The following is a 24,146-nucleotide window of genomic DNA, read 5'->3' on the forward strand; positions in this document are numbered from 1 at the left end:
TTAGGGGCAGGGATTCGGGTTTTCGGCGTGCACGCGGTCGAGTGCGGCCAGAACGTCAGCCGACAGCCGCAATTCGGCCGAAGCGAGGTTGCTTGCGAGCTGTTTGAGTGTCCTGGCGCCGAAAATGTTCGACGTCACGAACGGCCGGCCGGTCACGAAGGCGAGCGCCATTTGCGCCGGATCGAGCCCTGCGTCGCGCGCAATGCGCACATAGGCCGCCGCTGCCGGTTCGGCACGCGGCGTGGAATAGCGCTTGAAACGATCGAAGAGCGTCAAGCGCGCGCCCGGGGGCCGCGCGCCGCCGAGATAGGTGCCGGCCAAAACGCCCATCGCGAGCGGGCTGTAGGCGAGCAGGCCCACGCGCTCGCGCAACGCCACTTCCGCCAAGCCCACGTCGAAACTGCGATTGAGGAGACTGTAGGGATTCTGAATCGCTTGCGGCCGCGGACCCGCCCCTGCAGCCGCCAAGCCCAGCTGGCGCATCAGGCCCCACGGGGTTTCGTTCGACACGCCGAAATGGCGGATTTTGCCGGCCTTCACCAAATCGGCCAACGTGCCAAGCGTTTCCTCGAACGGGGCACCTTCCGATGCATTCGGCTGATGGACATAATCGAGCTGGCCGAAACGATTGGCGGGGCGGTCCGGCGAATGGGTCTGGTAGAGATCGATATAGTCGGTCTGCAACCTTTTGAGCGACGCGTCGACGGCAATCAGGATATTGGCGCGGTCGAGCCCGGCCCCGCCGCGCACATGCGGCAGCAAATTGCCGCGCCCGGTGACTTTGGTGGCAACGACGTATTTGCCGCGCTGGGCTTTATTTTTGGCAAGCCACGAGCCGAGACATTCCTCGGTGCGCCCGAAGGTTTCGGCGCGCGGCGGGACCGGATACATCTCGGCCGCATCGAAAAAATTAACGCCGGCCGCAACGGCCATGTCGAGCTGCGCATGCGCGTCTGCTTCGCTGTTCTGCTCGCCCCACGTCATCGTGCCAAGGCACAAGGCCGAGACCGACAGATCGGTCATCCCAAGTTTGCGGTATTCCATTTGGTTGCGATGCCTTCCCGGCCGTTCGTGGTGCGCTTACGAAAACAGCGCGAGAACGCCGGTATAGCCGTAAAGCCGCGCGTTCGAAATCTCGCCGTTGCAGAAAAAGCCGGCGACGGGCAAGGCGCCGAATGTCTCACGCAGCAAGCCGCGCTCGTAGCCGTCGGCGGCAAACAGGCGCGGGCCCCGTGCGACACAGCTGAAATAAAGCCCGCCGGTGGCGCGGGGCGCCCGCCGCTTGAGCCCCTCGCACATGCGTTCCATGTCGTCGACGGCCGCCGCCCGGTCGCGGCGCGCGAAGAAGAGCCGGTCGCCGGGCTCAACTAAGGCCGCCACGCCGATCAGCCCTTCGGCCGGATCGATGCCGGTGAAATCGCGCACCAGATAGTCGCCCATGTCCGAACCCGGGATCGGCAAGGCGATCTGCATCTCGGCGGCGTAGCCACGCAGCTGGGCCGCACTCGCAATGTCGAGATCGCGCTTGAACACGTCGAGCGCGCGCTCGCCGTCGAGCCCGATCACAACATTGCCGTCCGCCGCCGTTATGCGATGCACAGGCCCCGAGGGCATGCAGCCTTGCGTGATACCGGTTGCGACCGCAACCGAACCTGCGAACAGCACGCCCGACACGCCGCCCGCAACCGCGCGCCCAGAGATCTGCGAAGTTTCTTCGACAGCGGCCGTAAGCCCGCCCACCAAAAACGCGTCGCTCGCATCGGCGATACCCGCGATGAGGTCGGCGGTGTCGGCCCCGCGCGGATCGGCATGCACGATGCCGAAGCCAGGCCGATGGGCAGCGATCCAGCCGGCATGCGCCCCCAGCGGCGACAGATCGTCGGTCAAATGCGGCAGCAGGCGATAGGCGTCGCTCGGCAGATCGATCGCGAGTGCGGTCAAAGCCGCAGCATTGAAATATTCGCGTTGGCCGACAATGCCGTGGCCGACGGCCCCCACCCAATCGGGAATGCCCGACACACGCCGCACGACGGCCAGCGCTTCCTCGAGTTTGCCTGCCATCGATTCGGTCGCGTAGAGAATTCCGAGGCGTGCCCCCGGCAGATCGCGCGACAACGCCTCGCCGACGCTGACCGCCATGCGGCCCCACGCGGCGGCCGACGCGCCATGGGCTTCGGCCGAGGCAATGCGCGGCGATGCGGTTCGGGGGTGCGGCGTGCTCATTGTCGGACTATCCTCGCCCGATTCGAGGCCCCCTGCGAAGAAGAATCGCGATGGACCGACTGACGCCATTGATTGCGTTCCATATTTCGACAGCTTTGCTGGCGTTGGCGCTTGGTGCCGTCATGTTCGCGCGGCCCAAAGGAACGCCGAGCCACCGGCTGACCGGACGCATTTGGGTTGCGAGCATGGCGGCCACCGCGTTCGGCTCGTTCTGGATCCGGCACAACGGCCATTTCAGCTGGATCCATCTTCTGTCGGCCTGGACCTTGTTCGGCCTTGCGATGGCCGTTTGGAACGCGCGCCGCGGCAATATCCAAGCCCATCGCGGCTGGATGATCGGGCTCTATCTGGGCCTCGCGATCGCGGGCGCCTTCACGCTGCTCCCGAGCCGCCTGCTCGGCAGCCTCGTTTTCGGAAACTAACGCGCGATCAAGCCGCCGTCAGAAACGCCCGCAAGGCGGGCAGCAGGCGGGCCACGACGGCATCTACGCCGGCCGCATTCGGGTGGATGCCGTCTGGCTGGTTGAGTGCAGGCACGGCCGCGACCCCTTCGAGGAAAAACGGATCGAGCGGAACTCCGTGTTTTAGCGCGACGTTCGAAAAACTCCGCGCGAAGGCTTGCGTATAGGCACTGCCCATATTGGGCGGGGCGCGCATGCCCGAAAGCATCGTGCGCACGCCGCGCGCTTTGAGGCGTTCGACGATCTGGTCGAGATTGCGCTCCATCGCCGCCACGTCGAGGCCGCGCAAACCGTCGTTTGCCCCCAGAATCACCAGCGCGTACTCGGGAAATGGTGGGGTGCCAAGCGCCCACTCGAGACGCGCCAAGCCGCCGGCCGACGTATCACCCGACACGCCGGCATTGACGATGCCGAGCGAAATGCCCGCTGCGCGCAATGCCGCATCGAGGCGTGCGGGGAAAGCTTGGTTGGCCGGCAGGCCGTAGCCCGCCGTTAAACTGTCGCCCAGCAGCAACAAACGTTTCTGCGGCGCTTGCGCTTTTGCGCCAAAAGGGGCGAGCCCGCAAAGACTTGCCGCAGTTGCGTTGAAAAGGAAGCGGCGACGCCCATATCTGGGGGAGCCGTTTGAAGCTGGCCAGGACGCAAAAATGTCGAACAAATCGAATGCCCCTCTGATTGAACTCAGCGATGTCCATCTGAAATTGGCGAGCCAGGCGGGCGAGGTCAATATCCTGCGCGGCGTCGATATGACATTGGCGCAAGGCGAGAGCCTCGCCGTGATCGGCCCGTCGGGCTCCGGCAAATCGACGATGATGATGATCGTGGCCGGGCTCGAGCGGCCGACATCGGGCCGCGTTTCGGTGCTGGGCCAGGATCTGGCCGCCCTCGACGAAGACGGTCTGGCGCTGTTCCGGCGCCGCAATGTCGGCATCGTGTTCCAGGCGTTCCATCTGATCCCGACCATGACGGCCCTTGAAAACGTCGCTATCCCGCTCGAATTCGCGGGCGACAAAGATGCGTGGGACAAGGCGCGGGAGGTGCTGAAATCGGTCGGCCTCGGCCATCGCACGACGCATTATCCGGGCCAGATGTCCGGGGGCGAGCAGCAGCGCACAGCGCTTGCGCGCGCATTTGTGGCCGAGCCTGCCTTGCTGCTGGCGGACGAGCCCACCGGCAATCTCGATGCAGGTACAGGCCATTCGATCGTCGATCTCATGTTCGATCTGCGCAAACGCATCGGCACGGGCCTGCTGCTCATCACGCACGACGCGGCCCTGGCACGGCGCTGCGACCGCGCGGTGCGCATGCTCGACGGCCGCCTGACCGACGCCAACACGGTGCTGGCGGCAGCGCAATGATCAAGCTGGCCGCCGACCGCTATTCGCTGGCCTTCGCACTCGCCCGGCGCGAGCTGCGCGGCGGCATCAAGGGCTTTCGTGTGTTCATGGCGTGCCTGATGCTCGGCGTGGCCGCGATCGCCGGCGTAGGTTCGCTTGCCGAGGGCGTGCGCGAAGCCCTGCGCCAGGATGCGCGCCTGCTGCTCGGCGGCGACGTGGAACTCTCTTTCACGCATCGGCGCACGACGCCGGAACAGCAGGCGTTTCTTGAAGCGGCGGGCCGCGTTTCGGCCACGCAGGAAATGCGCGCGATGGCGCGCACCGAAAACGAGCGCACGCTCGTGGAGCTCAAAGCGATCGACGCGCTCTATCCGCTCGTTGGCAAGCTGCGTTTGCTGGACGACGGCGATTTGGCAGCAGCGCTCGCAAAGCGCCCCGACGGGCGTTTCGGTGCGGCGTTGGAGCCCGCGACCTTGTCGCGGCTCAACTTGAAGCTTGGCGACGAAATCGAAGTCGGCGACGGGCGCTTTGTCGTGAGTGCGATCATCGACAACGAGCCCGACCGTTCGGCCAACCTGTTTACGCTGGGTCCGCGCGTGATGGTGGATCAAGCGGCTTTGGCTGTCACCGGGCTCGAGCAGCCCGGGGCGCTGATCCGCAACCAGTATCGCGTGGCGCTGGCTCCGGGGCGCAACGCGACCGCGTGGGTCGAAGAATTAAAAGCGCGCTTTCCCGATGCGGGCTGGCGCATTCGCGGCGTGAGCGAAGCCGCCCCCGGCCTGCAGCGCTGGGTCGACCGTATTGCGATGTTTTTGACTCTGGTGGGTTTGACCGCGTTGTTGGTCGGCGGCGTAGGTGTGGCCAACGCCGTGCGCAGCTATCTCGAAAGCCGCGTGGCTTCGATCGCAACGATCAAGTGCCTTGGCGCACCTGGCCGCTTGGTGCTGCGGCTTTATCTGATGCAGATCCTCGCCCTCGCCATGGCGGGCATTATCGCAGGCCTTATCGTGGGTGCGGTGGTGCCCGGCGTGCTCGGGCCACTGTTGGCCGAGCGGCTTGGCGTTTCGGCGCGCGGCGGCATATATCCGCTGCCGCTGATAGTGGCGGGCGCCTTCGGCCTGCTCACGGCACTTGCTTTCTCGCTGTGGCCGCTGGCGCGCGCGCGCGACGTGCCGGCCGCCGCTTTGTTCCGCGATCTCGTGGCACCCGTGCGACGTTGGCCGCGTGGCATTTACATCCTCTACACGGCCGCCGCGGTGTGTGCGCTTGCCGCCCTTGCGATCGTCGCTTCGCTCGACCAGCGCTTGGGGGCTGGGTTCTGCTTGGCGGCGCTGCTCACGTTCGTGCTGTTCCGCGTGGCGGCTCTCGGCGTTGCGTGGCTTGCCAAGCGCTTGGGCCATGTGCGCCATCCGGGCCTGCGGCTGGCACTCGCCAACATGCATCGGCCCGGCAGCCCGACGCCGGGCATCGTGCTTTCGCTGGGCTTGGGCCTTACCGTGCTGGTGTTGATTGCCCAGGTGCAGGGCAATTTCGCCCGCCAATTGGCCGAGCAATTGCCGCAGATGGCGCCGTCCTTCTTCTTCATCGACATCCAGCGCGACCAGCTCGAAGCGTTCGACCGGCTGCTCGAAAACCATCCGGGCGTGGGCGAAGTGCGCCAGGTGCCCTCGTTGCGCGGGCGCATCTCAAAGCTCAACGGCGTGCCGATCGAGCAGGCCGTCGTGGCACCCGAAGCGCAATGGGCCCTCGGCTCGGATCGCGGCCTTACCTATACGGGGCCGATGCCCAAGGGCACGCGGCTCGTGGCCGGCGAATGGTGGCCGGCCGACTATGCCGGGCCGCCGCTCGTGTCGTTCGACGCGCAGATCGCGCGCGGCATGGGCCTCAATGTCGGCGACACGATCACGATGAACGTGCTCGGCCGCGAGATGGAAGCGCGCATCGCCAATCTGCGCGCCATCGACTGGACGAGCCTCGGCATCAACTTCACGCTGACCTTCGCCCCCGGCGCCCTCGAAGGTGCACCGCAGACGTGGATCGCGACCGCCCAGGTCGCCGACGGCCAGGAAGACGCGCTCGAGCGCGCCGTCACATCCGCCTTCCCGAACATCTCCTCGATCCGCGTTAAGCGCGCGCTCGCGACCGCGCGCAACACGGTCGAGGGCATTGCCGCCGCCGCCCGCGTGACGGCCGGCTTGACGCTGATCGCCGGCACGTTGGTGCTGGCGGGCGCCATCCTCGCCACACAACGCCGGCGCACATACGATGCCGTGATGCTCAAAGTGCTCGGCGCCAAGCGCAGCGATGTAATGCGCGCCCTTGTGGCCGAGTTCGCCCTTTCGGGGGCTGCCGCCGCCATCGTGGCAGCCCTTGTCGGCACATTCTGCGCCTGGCTGCTCGTCGCACTCTACATGAAGGTCGAGTTCGTAATCCTGCCGGGGGCACTTGCCATGACCGTTCTGGGCGCATCGGCAAGCGTGGCCGTGCTCGGGCTTGCGGGCACGTGGCGAGCACTGGGGCAGAAGGCGGCACCCTTGCTGCGCAATGCCTAGCGCCCAGGCCTAACCGCCGGACAAAGCTTGGACATCGGTGTTTTACACATAGAGTTAGTTATATAAGTCACTGTTTTGCCATAAAGATCGTCCAATTTTAACGCATGGGATATTGAATTCCCGCACAAACCTGACCATAATTTCAGGGCAATCAAGGTTCCGCTGCACTGCCCCCGGCTTTGCAGCGCCACCCAAAAGGAGCTGGAAGACGATGTACGAGACCCAAGAACGCTATATGCCACGCGCTGGCGTCGATGCTGCGGTATTCGACCAAGGGCTGCGCAGCTATATGCTGGGCATCTACAACTACATGGCCTCGGCCGTGGCGCTGTCGGGCATCGTGGCGCTGCTCGTCGCCGGGTCGCCGATGCTGACCCAAGCCATTTTCGGCACGCCGCTGAAGTGGGTGGTCATGCTGGCCCCCATCGGCTTCGTGATGCTGATGTCGTTCCGCTTCGAAAAGATGTCGAAGCCGGCGCTGATGGCCTGCTTCTGGGTGTTCGCCGTGCTGATGGGCGCTTCGCTCGCCTCGATCCTGCTCGTATTCACGGGCGCTTCGGTGGCACGCGCCTTCTTCGTGGCTGCCGCGATGTTCGCGGGCATCAGCATCTACGGCTACACGACCAAGGCCGACCTCTCGAAGATGGGCACGTTCCTGATCATGGGCCTTATCGGCGTGATCATCGCGGGCCTCGTCAACATCTTCCTGCAGTCGTCGATGATGCAGTTCATCATCTCGGTCGCGTCGGTGATCGTGTTCACGGGCCTCACGGCGTGGGACACGCAGCGCCTGAAGGATACGTACGGCGAAACCTACGGCACGGAGATGCAGGACAAGGTCGCGATCATGGGCGCTTTGTCGCTGTACCTGAACTTCGTGAACATCTTCCAGGCCCTCGTGTCGCTCTTCGGCGACAAGAACGAATAGTCGGTCAAGCCCGACGACGCTGGAACGAACGAACCCCGGATCGGGCAACCGATCCGGGGTTTTTCTTTGCCTGCTGCGAACCGCTGACGCCTACCAGCCGATCGCTTTCGGCAGCCACAAGGCCAAGGCCGGGAACTGGAACACAAGCACGAGGGCCACGAGCTGCAGGCCGATGAAGGTCCACACGCCGCGATAGATGTCGCCCGTGGCGATCTCCGGCGGGGCCACGCCGCGCAGGAAGAAGAGCGCCCAGCCGAACGGCGGCGTGAGGAAGCTCGTCTGCAGATTGACGCAGATGAGCGCGGCGAGCCAAACGAGGTTGACGCCCGCGTCGATGAAGATCGGCAGGAACAGCGGCACGGCGATGTAGCTGATCTCGATCCATTCGATGAAAAAGCCGAGAACGAAGATGATCGCCATCATGAACCAGATGTCCGCGCCGATGCCGCCGGGCAGCAGCTCGAACAGGTCGTGCACCAGCTTTTCGCCCTGCAGCCCACGGAAGGCGAGGGCGAACACCTGCGCGCACATCAGGATGAACATCATCATCGCCGAGATTTTCGTCGTCGTGAAAACCGTGTCGCGCAGCACCGCGAACGAGAAGCGGCGGCCGAGCGAGGTCACCAGAATGGCGCCGAGAGCGCCCATCGAGGCGGCTTCCGTGGGGGCGGCAATGCCGCCGATGATCGAGCCGAGCACGGCCACCACGAGGCCCACAGGCGGCAGCACGACCTTGAGGAGCTTGATCCACAGCTCGCGCCGCGGCAGCGCGTCGCGCTCTTCCTGCGGCACGGGCGGCACCATGTCGGGCCGCAGCATGCCGAGGACGAGAATGTAGATGCAGTAGATCGCGGCGAGCAGCAGCCCCGGGATCACGGCGGCGGCAAACAGCGTGCCGACCGACTCGTTCATGATGTCGGCGAGAAGGATCAAGATCAGCGACGGCGGAATAATCTGCCCGAGCGTGCCCGATGCACAGATGACGCCGCAGGCAAGCCCCTTGTCGTAGCCGCGGCGCAAGAGTGTGGGCAGCGTCAACAGCCCGAGTGTGACGACGGTCGCACCCACGATGCCGGTGGTCGCCCCCATCAGAACGCCCACCGCCACGATGCCGATGCCGAGCCCGCCGCGCAGGCTGCCGGCAAGATGGCCCACGACCTCCATCAAATCCTCGGCCATGCGCGATTTCTCGAGCATCACGCCCATGAACACGAAGAGCGGGATCGCCAGCAGCGAATAGTTGGTGATGACGCCGTAGAGGCGATGCGGCAGCAAATTGAACAGCAGCGGCCCGAAGCCGAGCCAGCCGAACACGAAGCCCGATACGGCCAAGGTTAGGCCGACCGGAATGCCGATCATCAACAGGCCAAAGAACGCCACGAGCATGGCGATCGCGTAGATTTCTGTAAGCGGCATTGGAGTCCTAAGGGCGACGGAGCTGGATCGCGTAGCGCAATGCCAGCGAAAAATACTGCAGCAGCAGCACGGCAAAGCCGATCGGGATCATCGCTTTGAGCGCCCAGCGAAACGGAATGCCGCCGGGATTGGCCGAGGCTTCCGACTGGCCGAACGACTGTGCCACGTAGCCCCAGGACAGCCAGATTACGGCCACGCACACGAGAAAGCCGAGGCCGGCCGACACGATCTCGACGAGAAGCTTCGTGCGCGGGGCGAAATCCGCGAACAGCACGTCGACGCGCACATGCTCGCCGTGCGCCAACGCGTAGGACATGCCGAACAGGCAGATCGGCGCCATCAGGTGCCATTCGAGTTCCTGCGCCCACACCGAGCCGGTGTTGAAGCCGTAGCGCAGCAGCACATTGCCCGCCATCGTGCAGACCAGCACGAAGGTGGTCCACGCCGACGCTCGCCCGATCGCTTCGACCAGACCGTCGAGCGAGCGGACGAGGCGCGGCATGCCGTGCGTTTGTTCGGCGAGGATCAAGACTTGGTCCGGATCTTCGCGTGGTAAACGGTCTCGCTGTAGCCCGCCCACGAATCGTATTTGGACTTGTAGGCCATGTACGAGTCGTGCACGCGCTTGACGACAGGGTCGCGCGCCACGGCTTCCTCGAGGATGCGGTCGTTGGCGCTGCGCAATGCATCGACGATCTGATCGGGCAAGGGCGCTGCGATCACGCCCTGGTTCTTGATTAGGTCTTCCATCGCCTCGGCGTTGTTCTTTTGGCACCACGCCTCGGAGATGACGTTGCACGCGGCCGTCGCGTTTTCGACGATGGCTTTGAGGTCGGCGGGCAGACGCGCCCACGCGGCCTTGTTGATGATGAGTTCGGACGCCGTCGCCGTCTCGTGCCAGCCGGTCGTGTAGTAGTATTTGGCCGCGCGCTGCAGGCCGAGCTGCCGGTCGAGGAACGGGCCTACGAATTCGGCCGCATCGATGACGCCGCGCTCGAGGGCCGGGAAAATCTCGCCGCCGGGCAGCAGGCGCACATCCACACCCAGCGTCTGGTAGACGCGCCCAGCAAGGCCCGGAATGCGCATCTTGAGGCCGCGGAAATCTTCAACGCGCTCGATCGGCTTCTTGAACCAGCCCGTCATCTGCACGCCGGTATTGCCGCACAGGAAGGGGACCAGATTGAAGCGGTCGTAGACTTCGCGCCACAGCGCCAAGCCGCCGCCGTCATACATCCAGCCATTCAGTCCCTGGAAATTGAGGCCGAACGGAACGGCGGTGAAATATTGTGCAGCGAAGCTTTTGCCCGTCCAAAAATAGGCATTGGCGTAGTTCATTTCGACGATGCCCTGCGATACCGCGTCGAAACCTTCGGCCGCTGGCACCAGCTCGCCCGCCCCGAAGAACTGGATGCGTATACGCCCGTTCGACATCGCCTGGATGCGCTCGATGAGATCCTTGGCCGAGCCGGGGCCGGTCGAATAGAAGGCCGCGTTGGGGCCGTAGAAGCTCGTCATGCGCCAGTTGAACGTGGTCTGCGCCGTGACGACGGCAGGGGCCGCGAGTCCGGCGCCGACAGCGCCAAGGGCTGCACCGGACATAAAGCGACGGCGTTTCATGAATGGCTCCTCGATCGTCGAAAAAGGGGATCCTTCCGGACGGAAGGCGGGGGACCCCTCTCTCAGCAAGCGATATGCCAAACCATCTCGCGACCCCTCAGATGCAGCGGCCGCCGTCGACCTCGAAGGCAACGCCGGTGATGAATTCGGCTTCGTCCGAGCACAGATAAAGAGCCGCATTGGCGATGTCCGTGGGCGTGGACAGTCGCCCGAGCGGGATCGACGCTTTGAACTGCGCGCGCTTCTCGGGCGTGTCCTGGCCCATGAAGGTCGCCAGCAGCGGTGTTTCGCCCGCCACCGGGCACAGGCAATTGACGCGGATCTTTTCGGGCGCGAGTTCGACCGCCATGCTCTTGGTCAGCGTGATCGCAGCCCCCTTCGAGCCGTTGTACCAGGTGAGACCTGGGCGCGGGCGCAAGCCTGCGGTCGAAGCCGTGTTGAGAAATACCCCGCCGCCACCCTGGCGGCGGAACACGGGCACGCACACCTGCGCTGCGAGATAGATCGATTTGACGTTGACCGCGAACACGCGGTCGAACGTCGCCTCGTCGACCGACAGCATCGGCCCGTTCACGTGGCTGATACCGGCATTGTTGACGACGATGTCGAGCCGCCCGAACGCCGCCAGCGTCTTGTCGACCATGCGCTCGGTATCGGTGCGGCTCGCCACATCGGCGGCAAGGGCAAGCGACTTGCCGCCCGCATCGGCGATCGCTTTTGCGACGCGCGCTGCCGCCTCGGCATTGAGATCGACGACCGCAACGGCCGCCCCTTCGGCTGCAAAGCGCTGCGCAATGCCTTCGCCGAAGCCCGATCCCGCGCCCGTGACGATCGCGATTTTTCCGGCCAGACGCATGTCGTTTTCTCCCGATGTTTTGGTCTTGTGCCGCGACTGTAGCGCGGTCGTGCGGTTCCGGGCTAGCGTCGGCACAGGATGCCGGAGACGCCCGCCCATTACTGGATCTATGCCGCGATCATTGCGATTGCCACCGTCTGGTTCGCGATTGCGGGCTTGCGCTCGCCGGATCCCGCCCATCGCCGCCTGTCGCTGATCGGCGTGGCCTTGCTGGCCGCAACCGGGGCCTGGCTCGGGCTGCCGCTGCTGGCCGCCCGGCTTAAATCGCCCATCGTGCAAGGCCTGCTCGGCGATGCCGGGCGCCTGTTCGGCGTCGTGTGGTGGATCATCTTCGCGCTGTTCACGCTCGTCCTGCTCGAGCGTTTCGTTTGGCGCCTCCTCGCAAGCCGCGAGGTGGGTGCGCCCAAACTGCTGAAAGACGTGGTGCGCGCCCTCGTGCTGATCGTGGCAATGTTCGGCGTCGTGTCGGCGGCATTCGACCAGTCTTTCACGGGCGTGCTCGCAGCCTCGGGCGTGCTCGCCGTCGTCATCGGCTTTGCCATGCAGTCGACCTTGGCCGATCTCTTCAGCGGCATTGCGCTCAATCTCGAGCGGCCCTACCGGGTCGGCCATTGGCTGCGCATCGACGGCGCTTTGGCGGGCCAGGTCGTCGAGATCAACTGGCGCGCCACGCGCCTGCGCTCTTCCGACGGCAACACGGTGGTGCTGCCCAATTCGAAACTCGCGGCCGCCCAGATCGTCAACTACGACATGCCGGTCGCCCTCTATCGCGCGAGCCTCAACGTGCCGCTCGACGCGCGCATCCCGCCGGGCCTCGCCAAAGAAGCGCTGTCGGCCGCCGCCCTCAAGGCGATGCGCGTGTGCATGGAACCGCCGCCGACTGTGGCGACCCAGGAAATCCGCGATTCGACGGTCCTCTACGAAGTCGCCTATTGGGTCGATACGTTCGACGACGATGCGCGCGTGCACGACGAGGTCGCGACCTCGATCTGGTACGCGCTCGACGCGGCAGGCATAGCCCTCGGCCAGCCGCGCGCGGCCGAACCGCCGATGGCGGTACGGGTCCTCGACCATGTCGATCTGTTCCGCGAACTCGACCAGGCCTTGCGCGCGCGCATTGCCGAAGCCGCCGACCCCGTGTCGTTCCACGCGGGCGACGAGGTGATGCGTGCGGGCGACGCGGACAATTCATTGTTCGTCGTGGCGCGCGGCGTGTTCGAGGTGAGCCTCGAGCGCGACGGCGAGCGTGTACCCGTGGCACGCTTGGGTACTGGCGATTTTTTCGGCGAAATGTCGCTGCTGACCGGCAGCCCGCGCAGCGCAAGCGTGATGGCGCTGTGCGACACGGCGGCACTCGAGATCGGCAAGGAAGCGCTTAGCCCCATCCTGCAGAGCCATCCCGATCTCGCCAAGCGCCTGGGCGACATCGTGATCGGCCGCAAGCTTGCCAACGACGCGGCGTTGCGCGCCATGCCGCCGCGCGAAAGGCGTGCAGCCACGCGCGGCCAGGCGGCCGAGCTGCTTGTGCGCATCCGGCATTTCTTCGCACTCGACTAAACAGGCGACGGAGCGCTTGCGCATGTGCGGCCGCTTCGCCAGTCTTGATATCCTCCGATTCGATCTGCCGCCTTCGCGAGACGTGAATGATGGACGCCCCCTATTTCGACGAGCTTGAAACCCGCGATCCCGGCTTGCGCGAGGCCCGCCAATTCGAAGAGTTGCGCCTGCAGATCGAGCACGCGAAGGCCAAGGCGCCGTATTTCGCCGAATCGCTGGCCAACATAGATCCCAACCAGATCGTCGACCGCGCGGCACTGGCCGCCTTGCCCGTGGTGCGCAAGAGCGACCTGCTTGAGCTCCAGAAAAAGACCTTTGCCGCGCGCGATCCATTCGGCGGCCTCGCGGCCGATAAACCAGGGCGGCTAGCGCGCATCTACATGTCGCCGGGGCCGATCTACGATCCCGAAGCGATGCGGCCCGACTATTGGCGCCTCGCGCGCGCCTTGTGGGCGGCAGGATTCCGGCGCGGCCAGATCATCCACAATACGTTCAGCTACCACCTGACGCCCGCCGGTTCGATGTTCGAAACGGGGGCGCATGCGATCGGCTGCGCTGTCGTCCCCGCCGGGGTCGGCAACACCGAACAGCAGGTGCGCGCGATCGCCGACATAAAGCCCGACGGCTATGCGGGCACGCCGTCCTTCCTCAAAATCCTGCTCGAAAAAGGCAAAGAGCTCGGTGCCGATCTTTCAAGCCTGAAGCTTGCTCTCGTCTCGGGCGAGGCCGTGCCCAAGGCCTTGCGCGGCGAGATGGCGGCTTGCGGCATCGATGCGCGCCAATGCTACGCCTCCGCCGATTTGGGCCTCATCGGCTACGAAACCACGCCAGACGAAGGGCTGGTGCTCGACGAATGGATCGTCGTCGAAATCGTGCGGCCGGGAACCGGCACGCCGGTCGCCGACGGCGAGGTCGGCGAAGTGGTCGTGACCACACTCAATCCCGACTACCCGCTGATCCGCTTTGCGACGGGCGATCTGTCGATGTTCGTGCCCGGCACGTCGTCGTGCGGGCGGACTGCCAAGCGCCTGCGCGGCTGGATGGGCCGTGCCGACCAGACCACGAAGGTCAAAGGCATGTTCGTGCATCCGGGCCAAGTGGCGGAGGCCGCCAAACGCTGCGGCATTGCGCGCTATCGCCTGGTCGTGTCGCGCGTCGACGACAACGACGCGATGACGCTGCATGTGGAAGCGGCCCAAGATGCGGGCCTCGAGGCGCTTCTCGTCGAAGCGCTGCAGGCCGCGACCAAGCTGCGCGGCGCGGTCGCATTCGCAAGCCCCGGCAGCCTTGCCAACGACGGCAAGGTCATCGAAGACGCCCGCAAATACGATTGAAGCCGGACGGGCGACGAATGGCGGCCTAAACCGCCGCCGTCCCGTTCGACAGGAACACGGAAAGCAGCGACTCGGTCGCAGGATCGGACGGCGTGCGAAGATCCCATGTGCCAGCCACGTCGCCGTCGCCGGTGCGCACGATGGTGCCGCGCCCGCGCACTTCGACCGAGCCCACATCCGAACGGATGCCGAGCACCAGATCAAACGTGGCGCCGACCGGCGACCACGGCCTCTCGGCGCGCACGCGCCAGCCGTTGCGGCTCCAATCGACGATCGCGTGGCCGTCGCCGTCGACCAGCAAGGTGCCGCGCAGTACGCCGGCCCGAGCTTGTTTGCGTTTTTCGTCTGGTGTCGCGGTCATCGCCTGTTTTCCGTCGCTTCGCTTGGATCCCCTGCATGCTGCAGGCTTGTCGCAAAGTAAAGGCATTCGTCCGCCGCTGCCAAGCGGCAAAACCGGCTAGGACCGGCGAAACGCGTAGGTCGCGTCGAGCCGTTCGCGCAAATAGGCAGCCCCGGTTGTGGGCGGATAGAGCGGCGGCCGTTCCGGCCCCTTGCAACTCGGCAGGCACGCGACGGGCGCATCGCCGTTGGGGTCGAGGAAAAACGGCACCGACCAGCGCTGGCGGCCCGAGCGATTGACCACGCGATGGGGCGTCGAGACGTAAACGTCGTTCGACCAGCGCATCAGGCAATCGCCGATATTGCAGACGAACGTGCCGGGCAGCGGGGTGGCCGCGATCCATTCGCCGCCCCGCGCCTGCACTTCGAGCCCGCCAACCATGTCCTGCCACAGCACCGTGACGTTGCCGTAGTCGGTATGCGGGGCAGCGCCATACTGGTCGGGCACAAACGTGCCGGGATGCGGCGGATAATGCAGCAGCCGCAAGGTGGCGAGCGGCTTGTCGATCAGCTTTTCGAAGAAGGTCTCCGGCATGCCGAGATCGAGTGCGAAGGCGCGGTGCAGATCCTGGCACAAAGCCAGCATCGCATCGAAGTACGCGCACATGGCCGCCTGGAACGCCGGCATTGCGGACGGCCACTGGTTGGGGCCACAGAACGGACGCCCGGCGACAAGGTCGGGGTCGTCCGCCGCCAATTCGCGGCCCATATTGAAGCCTTCTTTGAGGTCCCCCTTGCGCGAAGGATCGAGCTTTTCGGCCTCGAACGGTACATAGCCGCGATTGTGCTGCGAATGCTCGATCGACACGTGATTCTTCGCGGCCTCGGGCAGCGCGAAAAACGCCTCGGCCTGCGCGCGCAAATCGCCGAGCAAGACATCCGGCACGCCGTGGTCGGAGACATAGAAAAAACCCGTCTGACGGCATGCCGCCCCGATCGCGGCGGCAACAGCCGCACTCGCCGAGCGGTCGCGCAACGCGCCGATCGCAATGACGGGAATTTCGCCGGGCAATGGAGATCGTGCAGGGGCCGACATGGCGTCGCTGCTCCTTCAGCGCGTGCGGAAGCCGCCGGTGATGGCGTGGATCAGGATGGCGGCCGTGGCCGCGACGTTCAAGGATTGGATGGGGCCGGCCGGCGGCAGGGTAGCGACATGCGCGCACACGGCCAAGGTCGCCGCACTCAAGCCTTCTTCTTCGTTGCCAAGCACCAAGCATACGGGCTTGGGGCCGGTCGCGAGTTTCTGCATTGGCATCGGCGCGCCCGTGCCAAGTGCGGTGCCGACGACGGTGTAAAACGCACTCAGGCGGCGCAGCACGTCGGGCAGGCGATGCACGCGATACACGTCGAGCCACACGAGCCCGCCCTCGGACACACGATAAGCGGCCTCGGACGGGGCTGCCTGGGCCGGATGGTCGCTGATCGCCAGATGCGGCAGGCCGAAGAAGGCAGCCGTGCGCGCGATGGCGCCCAGATTATGCGGGTTGCCGATGCCGTCGAGGATCACGAGCGGCTGCCAGCGCTTGGCCCACTCCTGCGCCTGGCCCAGATCGAACTGGCGCGCCGGGCGCGGCGCCGTCTCGGCGACGATGCCGCCATTGAGCGGCGTGCCCGCGATTTTGGCGAGGGCTTCGTCCGGCACGATGCGGTGCGCGATATTGCGCGCTGTTGCCTCGCGCAGCAGATCGCTTGCCGCCTGCGCCATGCCGGGTGTTACCAGCAGGCGCTGCACCGCTTCGGGGGCGCGCGCGAACAGCGCCGCCACACTCGGCAAGCCGGCGATTCGCAAGATCTCGCGCCGATGCTGGCGCTCGGGCTCCTGACCGTGCGCGCCTTGCTTGTGGGCACTGGGCCTGCGGTCGCCTTGCTTGTAGCCGCCGGGTTTGCGGGGGCCGCCGGTTCGGTTCGGATTGCGGGGCGGAAAGCGTTTCATACGCCAAACCCTTAGCGCGAATGGCGGCCCAGCGCTATTGGCATAGGCGCTATCAATTGCCTTGGCGGGGGGAACCCCTTATCTTCGCGCTCCCTTTTTGTTTTTGGAAACGAGCCCATGGACGCGTCTGCCGCCCCGAATCCCGGCCCCGATCTCGACCGCATGCGGCATTCCTGCTCGCATGTGCTTGCGGCGGCCGTGCTGAAACTCTATCCGGACGCCAAGCTCGGCGTGGGGCCGGCGACCGATTCGGGCTTCTACTACGACATCGAAACGCCGGTTCCGCTCACGACCGAGGACCTGCCCAAGATCGAAGCCGAGATGCGCAAGATCCGCGAACGCAAAGTGCCGTTCGCGCGCCGCGAGGTGCCGATCGGCGAAGCGGTCGCGTTCATGGAATCGACGAAGCAGAGCTACAAGGTCGAACTCCTCGAGATGCTGCGCACGCGCGGCTCGACGGCGGCCAAAGGCCTCGAAGATCCCAACCTCGTCGAAGCGGGTGCGGCCGGCGTTTCGTCCGTTTCGCTCTACCAGCTTGGCGATTTCACCGACCTCTGCCGGGGCCCGCATGTCGAGCATTCGGGCCAAGTCGGCGCGTTCCGCTTGATGAAGCTCGCCGGTGCCTATTGGCGCGGCGATTCGCGCAATCCGCAGCTCACGCGCGTCTACGGCACGTGCTGGGCCAACGAGAACGATCTCAAAGCCTATCTGCACCGCCTCGAAGAAGCCGAGAAGCGCGACCATCGCAAGCTCGGTGCGGCCATGCAGCTCTTCCATCTGCAGGAAGAAGCGCCCGGTGCGATCTTCTGGCATCCAAAGGGCTGGACGCTGTTCCGCACGATCGAGCGCTACATGCGCACGCGCCTCGACGCCGACGGCTACGTGGAAGTCAAAACGCCGCAGCTCGTCGACCGCGTGTTCTGGGAGAAATCCGGCCACTGGGAGAACTACCGCGACGCGATGTTCGTGGCGACGCCCGGCAAAGAGGGCGAAGAGGTCGACCGGCTCTACGCGATCAAGCCGATGAATTGCCCGGGGGCCGTGCAGATCTTCCGCCAGGGCCAGCGCAGCTACCGCGAATTGCCGCTGCGCTTGGCCGAGTTCGGCGCTTGCCATCGCTACGAGCCGTCGGGCGCTTTGCACGGCATCATGCGCGTGCGCGCCTTCACGCAGGACGATGCCCATATTTTCTGCACCGAAGACCAGATCCCGGACGAGTCTAAGCGCTTCTGCGACCTGCTGCGCGCGATCTACGCCGATTTCGGCTTCAAGGATCTGCTCGTTAAATTCTCCGACCGGCCGGAAAAGCGCGCCGGATCGGACGACATCTGGGACAAGGCCGAGCAAGCGCTCGAAAAAGGCTCGGCCGCCGCCGGCCTTGCGACGACGCGCAATCCGGGCGAAGGCGCCTTCTACGGGCCGAAGCTCGAATTCGTGCTGCGCGACGCGATCGGCCGCGACTGGCAGTGCGGCACGCTGCAGGTCGACTTCGTGCTGCCCGAGCGGCTCGATGCGAGCTATATCGGCGAAGACGGTGCCAAACATCGGCCGGTGATGCTGCATCGCGCGATCCTCGGCTCGTTCGAGCGCTTCATCGGCATCTTGATCGAGAACTATGCGGGCCGCCTGCCCACGTGGCTGTCGCCCATCCAGGCGCGCATGGTGCCGATCGCCGACCGCCACGCGGATTTCGCCCGCGATTTCGCCCGCCGTCTGATGGCGGCCGAACTGCCGCAGACGGACGGCGGCATTCGCGTCGATGTCGACGATTCGACCGAGCGCATGCAAAAGAAAATCCGCAACGCGCAGCTCGAGCAGATCCCCTACATGCTCGTTGCCGGCGACAAGGAAGTAGCCGAAGGCAAGGTCGCCGTGCGCCTGCGCTCAGGGCAAGATCTGGGTGCGATGACGGTCGACGAGGTGATTGCGCGCATTCGCAGCGAGGTCGCCACGCGCACCGATCTGCCCGCCCCGCCCCCGCAGACGCCGGTTCAGCAGACGCCGAACCAGGCAAAAGCGCCGTAGCACGCGCCGAACAGGCCGTTCAGCACCGCGAACACCGCAAGATCGAGCACGATCAAAGCGGCGAGCACGGGTACGGCAAAGCGCCAGAGCAGCAGCGGCACAAGCGCCCATGTGCGGCGCGGGGCTGCGATGCTGAGGCCGTAGACGGTCTTTCCTTTGCTCATAGATAGGTCCCCGCCAACGTGACCGGCTGGCCGCCGGCACCGAGCTTGAAGCGCGCGAGGCCAGGGCTTTTGTCGGTATCGATGGTACCCAGATCGACCTTGCGCACGCGCTGTTCTTTGAGCGCCATGAGTCCGCGCCACAGCACGAGGTTGGCGGCGTTGGCCGCGCGCCCTTGCGCGTCCGAAGCTGCGACATAATAGCTGGCATCGGGACCGTGGCGCAAAAACAGCGCGCCCGCCACGGGCTCGCGCCCATCGAGCGCAATTGCGGCCAGGGTCTGACGCGGGCTCTTGAGGCGCACGAGTTGGGCGACAAAATCGGCCGAGGGGCCGGCAAAACCTTTGGCCGCGCGCACGCGGTCGTATTGGGCGACCACCCAATCGAGCCATTTGCCGCGATCGGCAAGCTCGATGCGAAGTCCGCGCGCCTGTGCGGCATTGAGCCGATTTCGCCATTTTTGCCGCAAGCTGGCGCGATCGTACGGCGCCAGATCGACGATAGCGCAGCTATGCCCGGTATAGACGCGGCGGCGCCCGAGCCAAGATTTTTGCGTGGCCTCATTTTCCTGGATTTCTGGCGCCAGCAGAACCGCGCGCAACAGCCCGCGCGGCAGGGCCGCCAACAATTGCGGCGGCACGGTTGTAGCCCCGTTGAGCGCCACAGGCCCGCGCAGGGCGAGCCACAATTCGGCAAGGCCAAACAAGCGTCGCCCGACCAATTGCACGGCTGCGACCGGCCCGCCCGCGTCGCGCGCAAGCAAGCGCAGCACCGGCTGGGCCTGCCAGCGGACCGCAAGACCGTAGTCCCAATCTTGCTGCAACGGCCAGAAATCCGAGCGCTGGGCGGCCTCTTCCCACAGGCGGCGATCGGGTTCGACGACGACTTCCATCGGTCCTGAAAACGCGTGGTGCGAAATTTGCCGTTCTAATGTAAACCTTTGCTGGTCCGAAGACGAGGGGCGCGCACGTGGGCAACGTCAAGCAAGTCGAGCGCAAGAAGCTCAGCAAACTCGACCTCCTCAAGCGCATGGAAGCGCACGAGCGTTTTGTGAAGAAGGCGTCGGGCGGCGCGCGTATGCAGATCCATTTCGCGCAGATCCCACGCAACGATTTCGTCGCCCGCGCGCTCGCCGAGGCCGAGTTCGTGGGTGCGGACCTGACCGAGTGCGATTTCTCGCGCGCCAATCTCGACCGCGCCAATTTCTTCGGCGCCAATCTGAGCTTTGCAGTGTTCACCGACGCCACCATGACGCGCGCCGATCTGCGCGGCTCGATCCTCAAGGGCGCGATCCTCGAGGGTGCCAATCTCAGCAAGGCCGACATTCGCGACGGCTTCATCGTGACCGCCAACGAGACCGGCGACCTCGACTATTCGGTCATGACCACGCACAAAGCCAACATGGACGACGCGAAATTCGCGGGCGCCAATTTGGGCGAAGCTCGCCTGTCGCGCACGACAGCCCAGCGCACGGACATGACCAACTGCAACCTGCGCGGCGCCAATCTCGCAGGGGCGGACCTCTCCAACGCGAATCTTTCGGGCGTGGTGCTGGCGGGCGCCGACCTCACCGACACGAACATGTCGGGCTGCAAGCTCAACGGGGCCGTGCTGGTGGGCGCCCAGATGTCGGGCACCAATCTCGACGGCGCAGATTTGTGCGCAAGCTACTTCATCATGGCCGAGATGGAAAAATGCGACATGAGCAGGGCCATCCTGCCGAAGTCGCTCGCCGATCTCGGCATTTCGTTCGGCGACATCGTCGTGGCGCACAACGATTGGCTGCGCACGGGCGGAGCCGCCGGCACGCAAGCCAAATTCGAAGGCGTGGATCTGGGGCCCATCGAATGGCCCGGCATCACGCTGTCGGCCGCCAAGATGCTGCGCGTGACGATGGTCCGCGCCAAGATGCCGTCGGGCCGCTTCGACATGGCAACGTTCGAAGGGGCGATGCTGGCGGAAGTCGATTTTTCCTCAGCGTCTTTGCGCGGCGCCAATCTCGACAAATGCACGCTCGACGGCGCCAATTTCCGCGACGCAGTATTCTCGCCCCTGCCGCTCGCCGGCATGCAAGGCACCAAATGGCCCGCGCGAATGCGCGGCTGCCGCGCGCAGAAGGCAGATTTCCGCGGCGCCGACATGACCGGCGTCGACATGACGGAGGCGAGCTTGCGCGACGTCGATTTTCGCGGCGCCAACCTGACCGGCGCCAAACTCGTCGACTGCGATCTCGCCGGGGCGGATCTGCGCGACACGGTGATGACCGACGCCGACCTGCGCGGTGCGATGGGGGTTCGCTGAAAAAGTCGGTTAGGGGCGACGAATCGTCGGGCCCAGGCGGCGCTTTTCGACCGTGAAGCTACGCGTGGCCGAGGTCGGCCGGCTCACGATCGGCTGGGTGAGGCCCAACCGGTCGGCATCGGGGCGCAGATGGGCCGGTACGGGGCCGGCATTGGGGCCTGCATAGTCCCCACCCGCCGGCCGGCGGGGCGCACGCGGGGCGCGCGGCGGCTTTTTCGGCTTTTCCTTCACATCGGCAAAGCGCACTTCGATTTTGCGATCTTTGACCTTCGTGCCGTCGAGGGCGGCGATCGCCTGCTTGCAATGCTGCTCGGTCGCCATCGTCACGAAGGCATAGCCAATGGCTTTGCCGGTTTTTGGGTCGGTTGGAATCTGGCTTTGAATGACGATGCCGTGCGCGTCGAACAGATCGGCAAGCCCCTCGACATCCAAATCGAACGGCACATTCCCGACGAAAAGGCGCGTATTGTAGATTTTCGCGGGCACTTTGCCTGGCGTTTTGGCAGGCGGGGTGGCTTTCGGCATGGGTTCCGACTTTCCGATCACGACGGACGAACCGACATTATGCCGCTTTTTGCCGCCGACCGCCCGCACGAAACACATTGTTGCATTCGACCGCTTGCCGAACGCGGCGAGAGGGTTGTAAAAAAGTCGCAAGGAGTTGGATTTTGTTCGGAAAATTCCGTGTTCTGGCCGTGGAAGACGACAATGCGACGCGCCTGATGCTGCGCCGCATGCTCGAAACGCTCGAATTTGCGGCGGTGGATACGGCTGCCAGCGTCGATGGCGCCAAACTGGCCTTCCAAACCCCGCCCGAGCAATGGCCGAACGTTGTGCTGTGCGACGTCGATATGAAACCCGAAAACGGACTGGATTTCGTGGCGTGGCTGCGCGCGCAGCCAATGGGCCAGATGCGCAAAACGCCGGTCGTGATGGTCACGGCCCATGCGCACGCCGCCCTCGTGCGCCGCGCCATGGAATTGGGCGTATCGGGTTACCTCGTCAAGCCGGTCGGCGAAGCGGCCTTGCGCACAAGGCTCGAGCGCGCGGTCGAACCGCTCGCTTTCGGGCCGCCCAGTTAGGCAAAAAGCCGTACGAGCCACAGGGCAAGCCCTGGGAAGGCCAGCACCAGACACAGGCGCAAGATGTCGGCCGCAAGGAACGGCAGCACGCGCCGATAGGTCTGCGTCATCGGCACGTCGCGAACGATTGAGGAAATCACGAAGACGTTGAGCCCGATCGGCGGCGCCGTGAGGCCGATGCCGACCACGATCAGCACCAGAATCCCGAACCAGATCGCGACCTCATCGGGCGTGAGGCCGAAATCGAGTGCCACCACCACCGGGAAAAACACCGGCAAGGTGAGCAGGATCATCGCAAGCTCGTCCATCACTGCCCCCAGCAGCACGTAGGTCGCCATCATCGCCGCGACGACGACAAGCGGGGCGAAACCCGCATGGCCGATCCACTCGGCGGCGGCCGTCGGCAGGCGCGTGAGGGCCAGGAACGCACCGAACACTTCGGCGCCGAGCAGAATCATGAAAATCATGCCGGACGTTTCGGCCGTCTGGCGCAAGGCGTCCCAAATTTCACGAAAACCCAGGCGCCGCTGCAAAACGCCCATGGCGAGCATTGCAAGTGCGCCCACGGCGGCCCCTTCGGTCGGCGTGAACACGCCCCCATAGATGCCGCCAACAACGAGCGCCGCGACCGCGATCGCCGGCATGATCGCACCGTCGACAAAGCCCACGAGCAGGGCCAGAGCCGCAGCAAGGATTGCATCTTCGGAATCGATGGCGCCGCGCAGCCATTGCACGCCGACCGCCGCCGCCCCCAAGGCCGCCAAAATTTTCGGCCATTTGGGCTGCGTGCGTGCGGCTTCCAGCGGTAGTTCCGAAAACGGCGCAAGAGCGGGGTTGCGCCAGACCATCAAAGCGATCGTCGCACAGTAAAACACGGCCGCCATCAGGCCCGGGATGAGGGCTGCCTGGAAAAGTTTGGCGATGTTCTGCTCTGTCGTGATGGCGTAGACGACGAGGATCACCGACGGCGGGATCAGAATGCCGAGCGTGCCGCCGACGGCAATGGTGGCGGCGGAGAAACCGCCGTCGTAGCCGTATTTGCGCAACTCCGGCATCGCGGCACGCCCGAACGTCGCCGTCGTGGCGACCGACGAGCCGCAGATGGCGCCGAACGCCGTGCACGCGCCGATCACCGCCATCGCAAGGCCGCCGCGCCGGTTGCGCAAACTGCGCTCGGCCGCCAGGAACAGCGACTGCGCAATGCCCGCGCGCTCGGCGAGTGCGCCCATCAGAATGAACAGAGGAATGACCGAAAGCGTGTAGTTGGCGAACTGATGGTAGGTGTTCGTCTTCATGTAGCCGAAGAAAGCGGGCCAACTCGTGAATTGGATGTAGCCCACCGCCCCCACCAGCAGCATCGAGAGCCCGATGGGCAGGCGCAACGCGATCAGCAGCAGCATCGCGCCGAAACCCAGCAGAGCGATCGAAGGCCCGCTCACTTGGATCTGCCCCACGCCAGACGCAGTGCGGTCAAAAACGCGGTCAGGCTCAAGATCGCGCACAAGGCCGCACACAACAGGATCACGGGCCAGATCTGCAGCTGCAGTTGCATGGTCGTTTCGAAATTCTCGCGCGCCTCGTGCGAGCCCACATACAGGCCCCAGGCAAGGAACCCCATGGCGGCGGCAAAACACAGATCCCAGAACGCATCGATCGCGGCGAGGGCGCGCGGCGGCAGCCAGCTCGTGAACGTATCGACCATGATGTGGCCGCGGCGCGCTTGCGTGTAGGGGATGAAGGCGAAAACGGCGACCGCCGTTGCCATGCGCACGAATTCGAAATCGCCTTCGATGGGCTTCAAGAACAGCCAGCGGCCGAGCACGCTTGTGCACACGAGCACGGCAATGCCGATCGCGACAATGCCGCCCAGCATCGCCAAAGCGCCGGTTGCCCGTTCGAGCAAATCCGATCGGCCGGAGTGAGAGGGCTGGGCATCCATTGCGAGCGATACCTGAATTTGAAA

General features: G+C 65.2%; 23 protein-coding genes and 1 pseudogene. 9 read left to right on the forward strand and 15 right to left on the reverse strand.

The annotated features are described in order from the left end of the window. Positions 1–1,044, reverse strand: coding sequence for an NADP(H)-dependent aldo-keto reductase (locus tag O9320_15315; protein ID MCZ8312214.1), 1,044 nt, complete (start codon positions 1,042–1,044; stop codon positions 1–3). Positions 1,045–1,080: 36 nt separating this feature from the next. After that, positions 1,081–2,223 (reverse strand): FIST C-terminal domain-containing protein, encoded by a 1,143-nt coding sequence (locus tag O9320_15320; protein MCZ8312215.1) that lies wholly within the window; start codon positions 2,221–2,223, stop codon positions 1,081–1,083. Between the two features lie 50 nt (positions 2,224–2,273). On the opposite strand from O9320_15320, the gene O9320_15325 reads away from it, so the two are divergent. Next, a complete protein-coding gene (locus O9320_15325) occupies positions 2,274–2,645 on the forward strand; it encodes a DUF2306 domain-containing protein (protein ID MCZ8312216.1) in 372 nt (123 codons plus the stop codon). A 7-nt stretch (positions 2,646–2,652) separates the two neighbouring features. On the opposite strand, the gene O9320_15330 is transcribed toward O9320_15325, so the two are convergent. Further along, a complete protein-coding gene (locus O9320_15330; GenBank protein ID MCZ8312217.1) occupies positions 2,653–3,198 on the reverse strand; it encodes an arylesterase in 546 nt (181 codons plus the stop codon). 133 nt (positions 3,199–3,331) lie between these two features. Here O9320_15330 and O9320_15335 point away from each other — a divergent pair, with 133 nt between their 5' ends. From O9320_15335 to O9320_15345, 3 genes are all read left to right on the forward strand, one after another. Next, entirely contained in the window at positions 3,332–4,042 is a 711-nt protein-coding gene (locus O9320_15335) for an ABC transporter ATP-binding protein (GenBank protein ID MCZ8312218.1), read from the forward strand. Continuing rightward, positions 4,039–6,573, forward strand: coding sequence for an ABC transporter permease (locus tag O9320_15340; GenBank protein ID MCZ8312219.1), 2,535 nt, complete (start codon positions 4,039–4,041; stop codon positions 6,571–6,573). The genes O9320_15335 and O9320_15340 overlap by 4 nt, the downstream gene beginning before the upstream one ends. Positions 6,574–6,784: 211 nt before the next feature. Then, entirely contained in the window at positions 6,785–7,501 is a 717-nt protein-coding gene (locus O9320_15345) for a Bax inhibitor-1/YccA family protein (GenBank protein MCZ8312220.1), read from the forward strand. Between the two features lie 90 nt (positions 7,502–7,591). Here the strand turns inward: O9320_15345 and O9320_15350 are convergent, their stop codons facing one another. The 4 genes from O9320_15350 to O9320_15365 all read right to left on the reverse strand — a co-directional run bounded on the left by O9320_15350 (position 7,592) and on the right by O9320_15365 (position 11,390). Further along, a complete protein-coding gene (locus tag O9320_15350) occupies positions 7,592–8,917 on the reverse strand; it encodes a TRAP transporter large permease subunit (GenBank protein ID MCZ8312221.1) in 1,326 nt (441 codons plus the stop codon). A gap of 7 nt (positions 8,918–8,924) precedes the next feature. After that, positions 8,925–9,419 carry a TRAP transporter small permease subunit gene (locus tag O9320_15355; protein MCZ8312222.1) on the reverse strand — a complete coding sequence of 165 codons (495 nt, stop codon included), beginning with the start codon at positions 9,417–9,419 and terminating at the stop codon, positions 8,925–8,927. Between the two features lie 23 nt (positions 9,420–9,442). Next, positions 9,443–10,534 carry a TRAP transporter substrate-binding protein gene (locus O9320_15360; GenBank protein ID MCZ8312223.1) on the reverse strand — a complete coding sequence of 364 codons (1,092 nt, stop codon included), beginning with the start codon at positions 10,532–10,534 and terminating at the stop codon, positions 9,443–9,445. A 97-nt stretch (positions 10,535–10,631) separates the two neighbouring features. Then, entirely contained in the window at positions 10,632–11,390 is a 759-nt protein-coding gene (locus O9320_15365) for a glucose 1-dehydrogenase (GenBank protein MCZ8312224.1), read from the reverse strand. Between the two features lie 78 nt (positions 11,391–11,468). Between O9320_15365 and O9320_15370 the strand changes: the two genes are divergently transcribed. Both O9320_15370 and O9320_15375 read left to right on the forward strand, forming a co-directional pair. After that, on the forward strand, positions 11,469–12,947 hold the full coding sequence (locus O9320_15370; protein ID MCZ8312225.1) for a mechanosensitive ion channel family protein: 1,479 nt from the start codon (positions 11,469–11,471) through the stop codon (positions 12,945–12,947). 86 nt (positions 12,948–13,033) lie between these two features. After that, positions 13,034–14,281, forward strand: coding sequence for an AMP-binding protein (locus tag O9320_15375; protein ID MCZ8312226.1), 1,248 nt, complete (start codon positions 13,034–13,036; stop codon positions 14,279–14,281). 25 nt (positions 14,282–14,306) lie between these two features. On the opposite strand, the gene O9320_15380 is transcribed toward O9320_15375, so the two are convergent. The 3 genes from O9320_15380 to O9320_15390 form a co-directional block, all read right to left on the reverse strand. After that, on the reverse strand, positions 14,307–14,642 hold the full coding sequence (locus O9320_15380) for a hypothetical protein (GenBank protein MCZ8312227.1): 336 nt from the start codon (positions 14,640–14,642) through the stop codon (positions 14,307–14,309). A gap of 96 nt (positions 14,643–14,738) precedes the next feature. Further along, the gene (locus tag O9320_15385) at positions 14,739–15,716 is read right to left on the reverse strand and encodes an isopenicillin N synthase family oxygenase (GenBank protein ID MCZ8312228.1); all 978 of its coding nucleotides are present in this window, start codon (positions 15,714–15,716) and stop codon (positions 14,739–14,741) included. 15 nt (positions 15,717–15,731) lie between these two features. Then, positions 15,732–16,613, reverse strand: coding sequence for an RNA methyltransferase (locus O9320_15390; GenBank protein ID MCZ8312229.1), 882 nt, complete (start codon positions 16,611–16,613; stop codon positions 15,732–15,734). Positions 16,614–16,766: 153 nt separating this feature from the next. Between O9320_15390 and thrS the strand changes: the two are divergent. Then, positions 16,767–18,638 (forward strand): annotated as a pseudogene (gene thrS / locus O9320_15395) (threonine--tRNA ligase). Here the strand turns inward: thrS and O9320_15400 are convergent. Both O9320_15400 and O9320_15405 read right to left on the reverse strand, forming a co-directional pair. Continuing rightward, on the reverse strand, positions 18,605–18,802 hold the full coding sequence (locus tag O9320_15400; GenBank protein MCZ8312230.1) for a hypothetical protein: 198 nt from the start codon (positions 18,800–18,802) through the stop codon (positions 18,605–18,607). The pseudogene thrS and the gene O9320_15400 sit on opposite strands and share 34 nt — an antisense overlap. Next, positions 18,799–19,692, reverse strand: coding sequence for a GNAT family N-acetyltransferase (locus tag O9320_15405; GenBank protein MCZ8312231.1), 894 nt, complete (start codon positions 19,690–19,692; stop codon positions 18,799–18,801). The genes O9320_15400 and O9320_15405 overlap by 4 nt, the downstream gene beginning before the upstream one ends. A 77-nt stretch (positions 19,693–19,769) precedes the next feature. Here O9320_15405 and O9320_15410 point away from each other — a divergent pair, with 77 nt between their 5' ends. Beyond that, positions 19,770–21,101, forward strand: a complete 1,332-nt coding sequence (locus O9320_15410) for a pentapeptide repeat-containing protein (GenBank protein MCZ8312232.1) — start codon at positions 19,770–19,772, stop codon at positions 21,099–21,101. Between the two features lie 9 nt (positions 21,102–21,110). On the opposite strand, the gene O9320_15415 is transcribed toward O9320_15410, so the two are convergent. Next, positions 21,111–21,626, reverse strand: a complete 516-nt coding sequence (locus O9320_15415; GenBank protein MCZ8312233.1) for a hypothetical protein — start codon at positions 21,624–21,626, stop codon at positions 21,111–21,113. A gap of 143 nt (positions 21,627–21,769) precedes the next feature. Between O9320_15415 and O9320_15420 the strand changes: the two genes are divergently transcribed. After that, complete coding sequence (locus O9320_15420) at positions 21,770–22,183, forward strand: response regulator (GenBank protein MCZ8312234.1); 414 nt, start codon at positions 21,770–21,772, stop codon at positions 22,181–22,183. On the opposite strand, the gene O9320_15425 is transcribed toward O9320_15420, so the two are convergent. Continuing rightward, the gene (locus tag O9320_15425; GenBank protein MCZ8312235.1) at positions 22,180–23,622 is read right to left on the reverse strand and encodes a TRAP transporter large permease; all 1,443 of its coding nucleotides are present in this window, start codon (positions 23,620–23,622) and stop codon (positions 22,180–22,182) included. The two genes, O9320_15420 and O9320_15425, sit on opposite strands and share 4 nt — an antisense overlap. Beyond that, positions 23,619–24,122, reverse strand: coding sequence for a TRAP transporter small permease (locus O9320_15430; protein ID MCZ8312236.1), 504 nt, complete (start codon positions 24,120–24,122; stop codon positions 23,619–23,621). Before O9320_15430 ends, O9320_15425 begins: the two co-directional genes overlap by 4 nt. Positions 24,123–24,146 lie beyond the last annotated feature (24 nt).

The sequence above is a fragment of the Magnetospirillum sp. genome (assembly GCA_027532905.1).
Taxonomy (GTDB): Bacteria; Pseudomonadota; Alphaproteobacteria; order CACIAM-22H2; family CACIAM-22H2; genus Tagaea.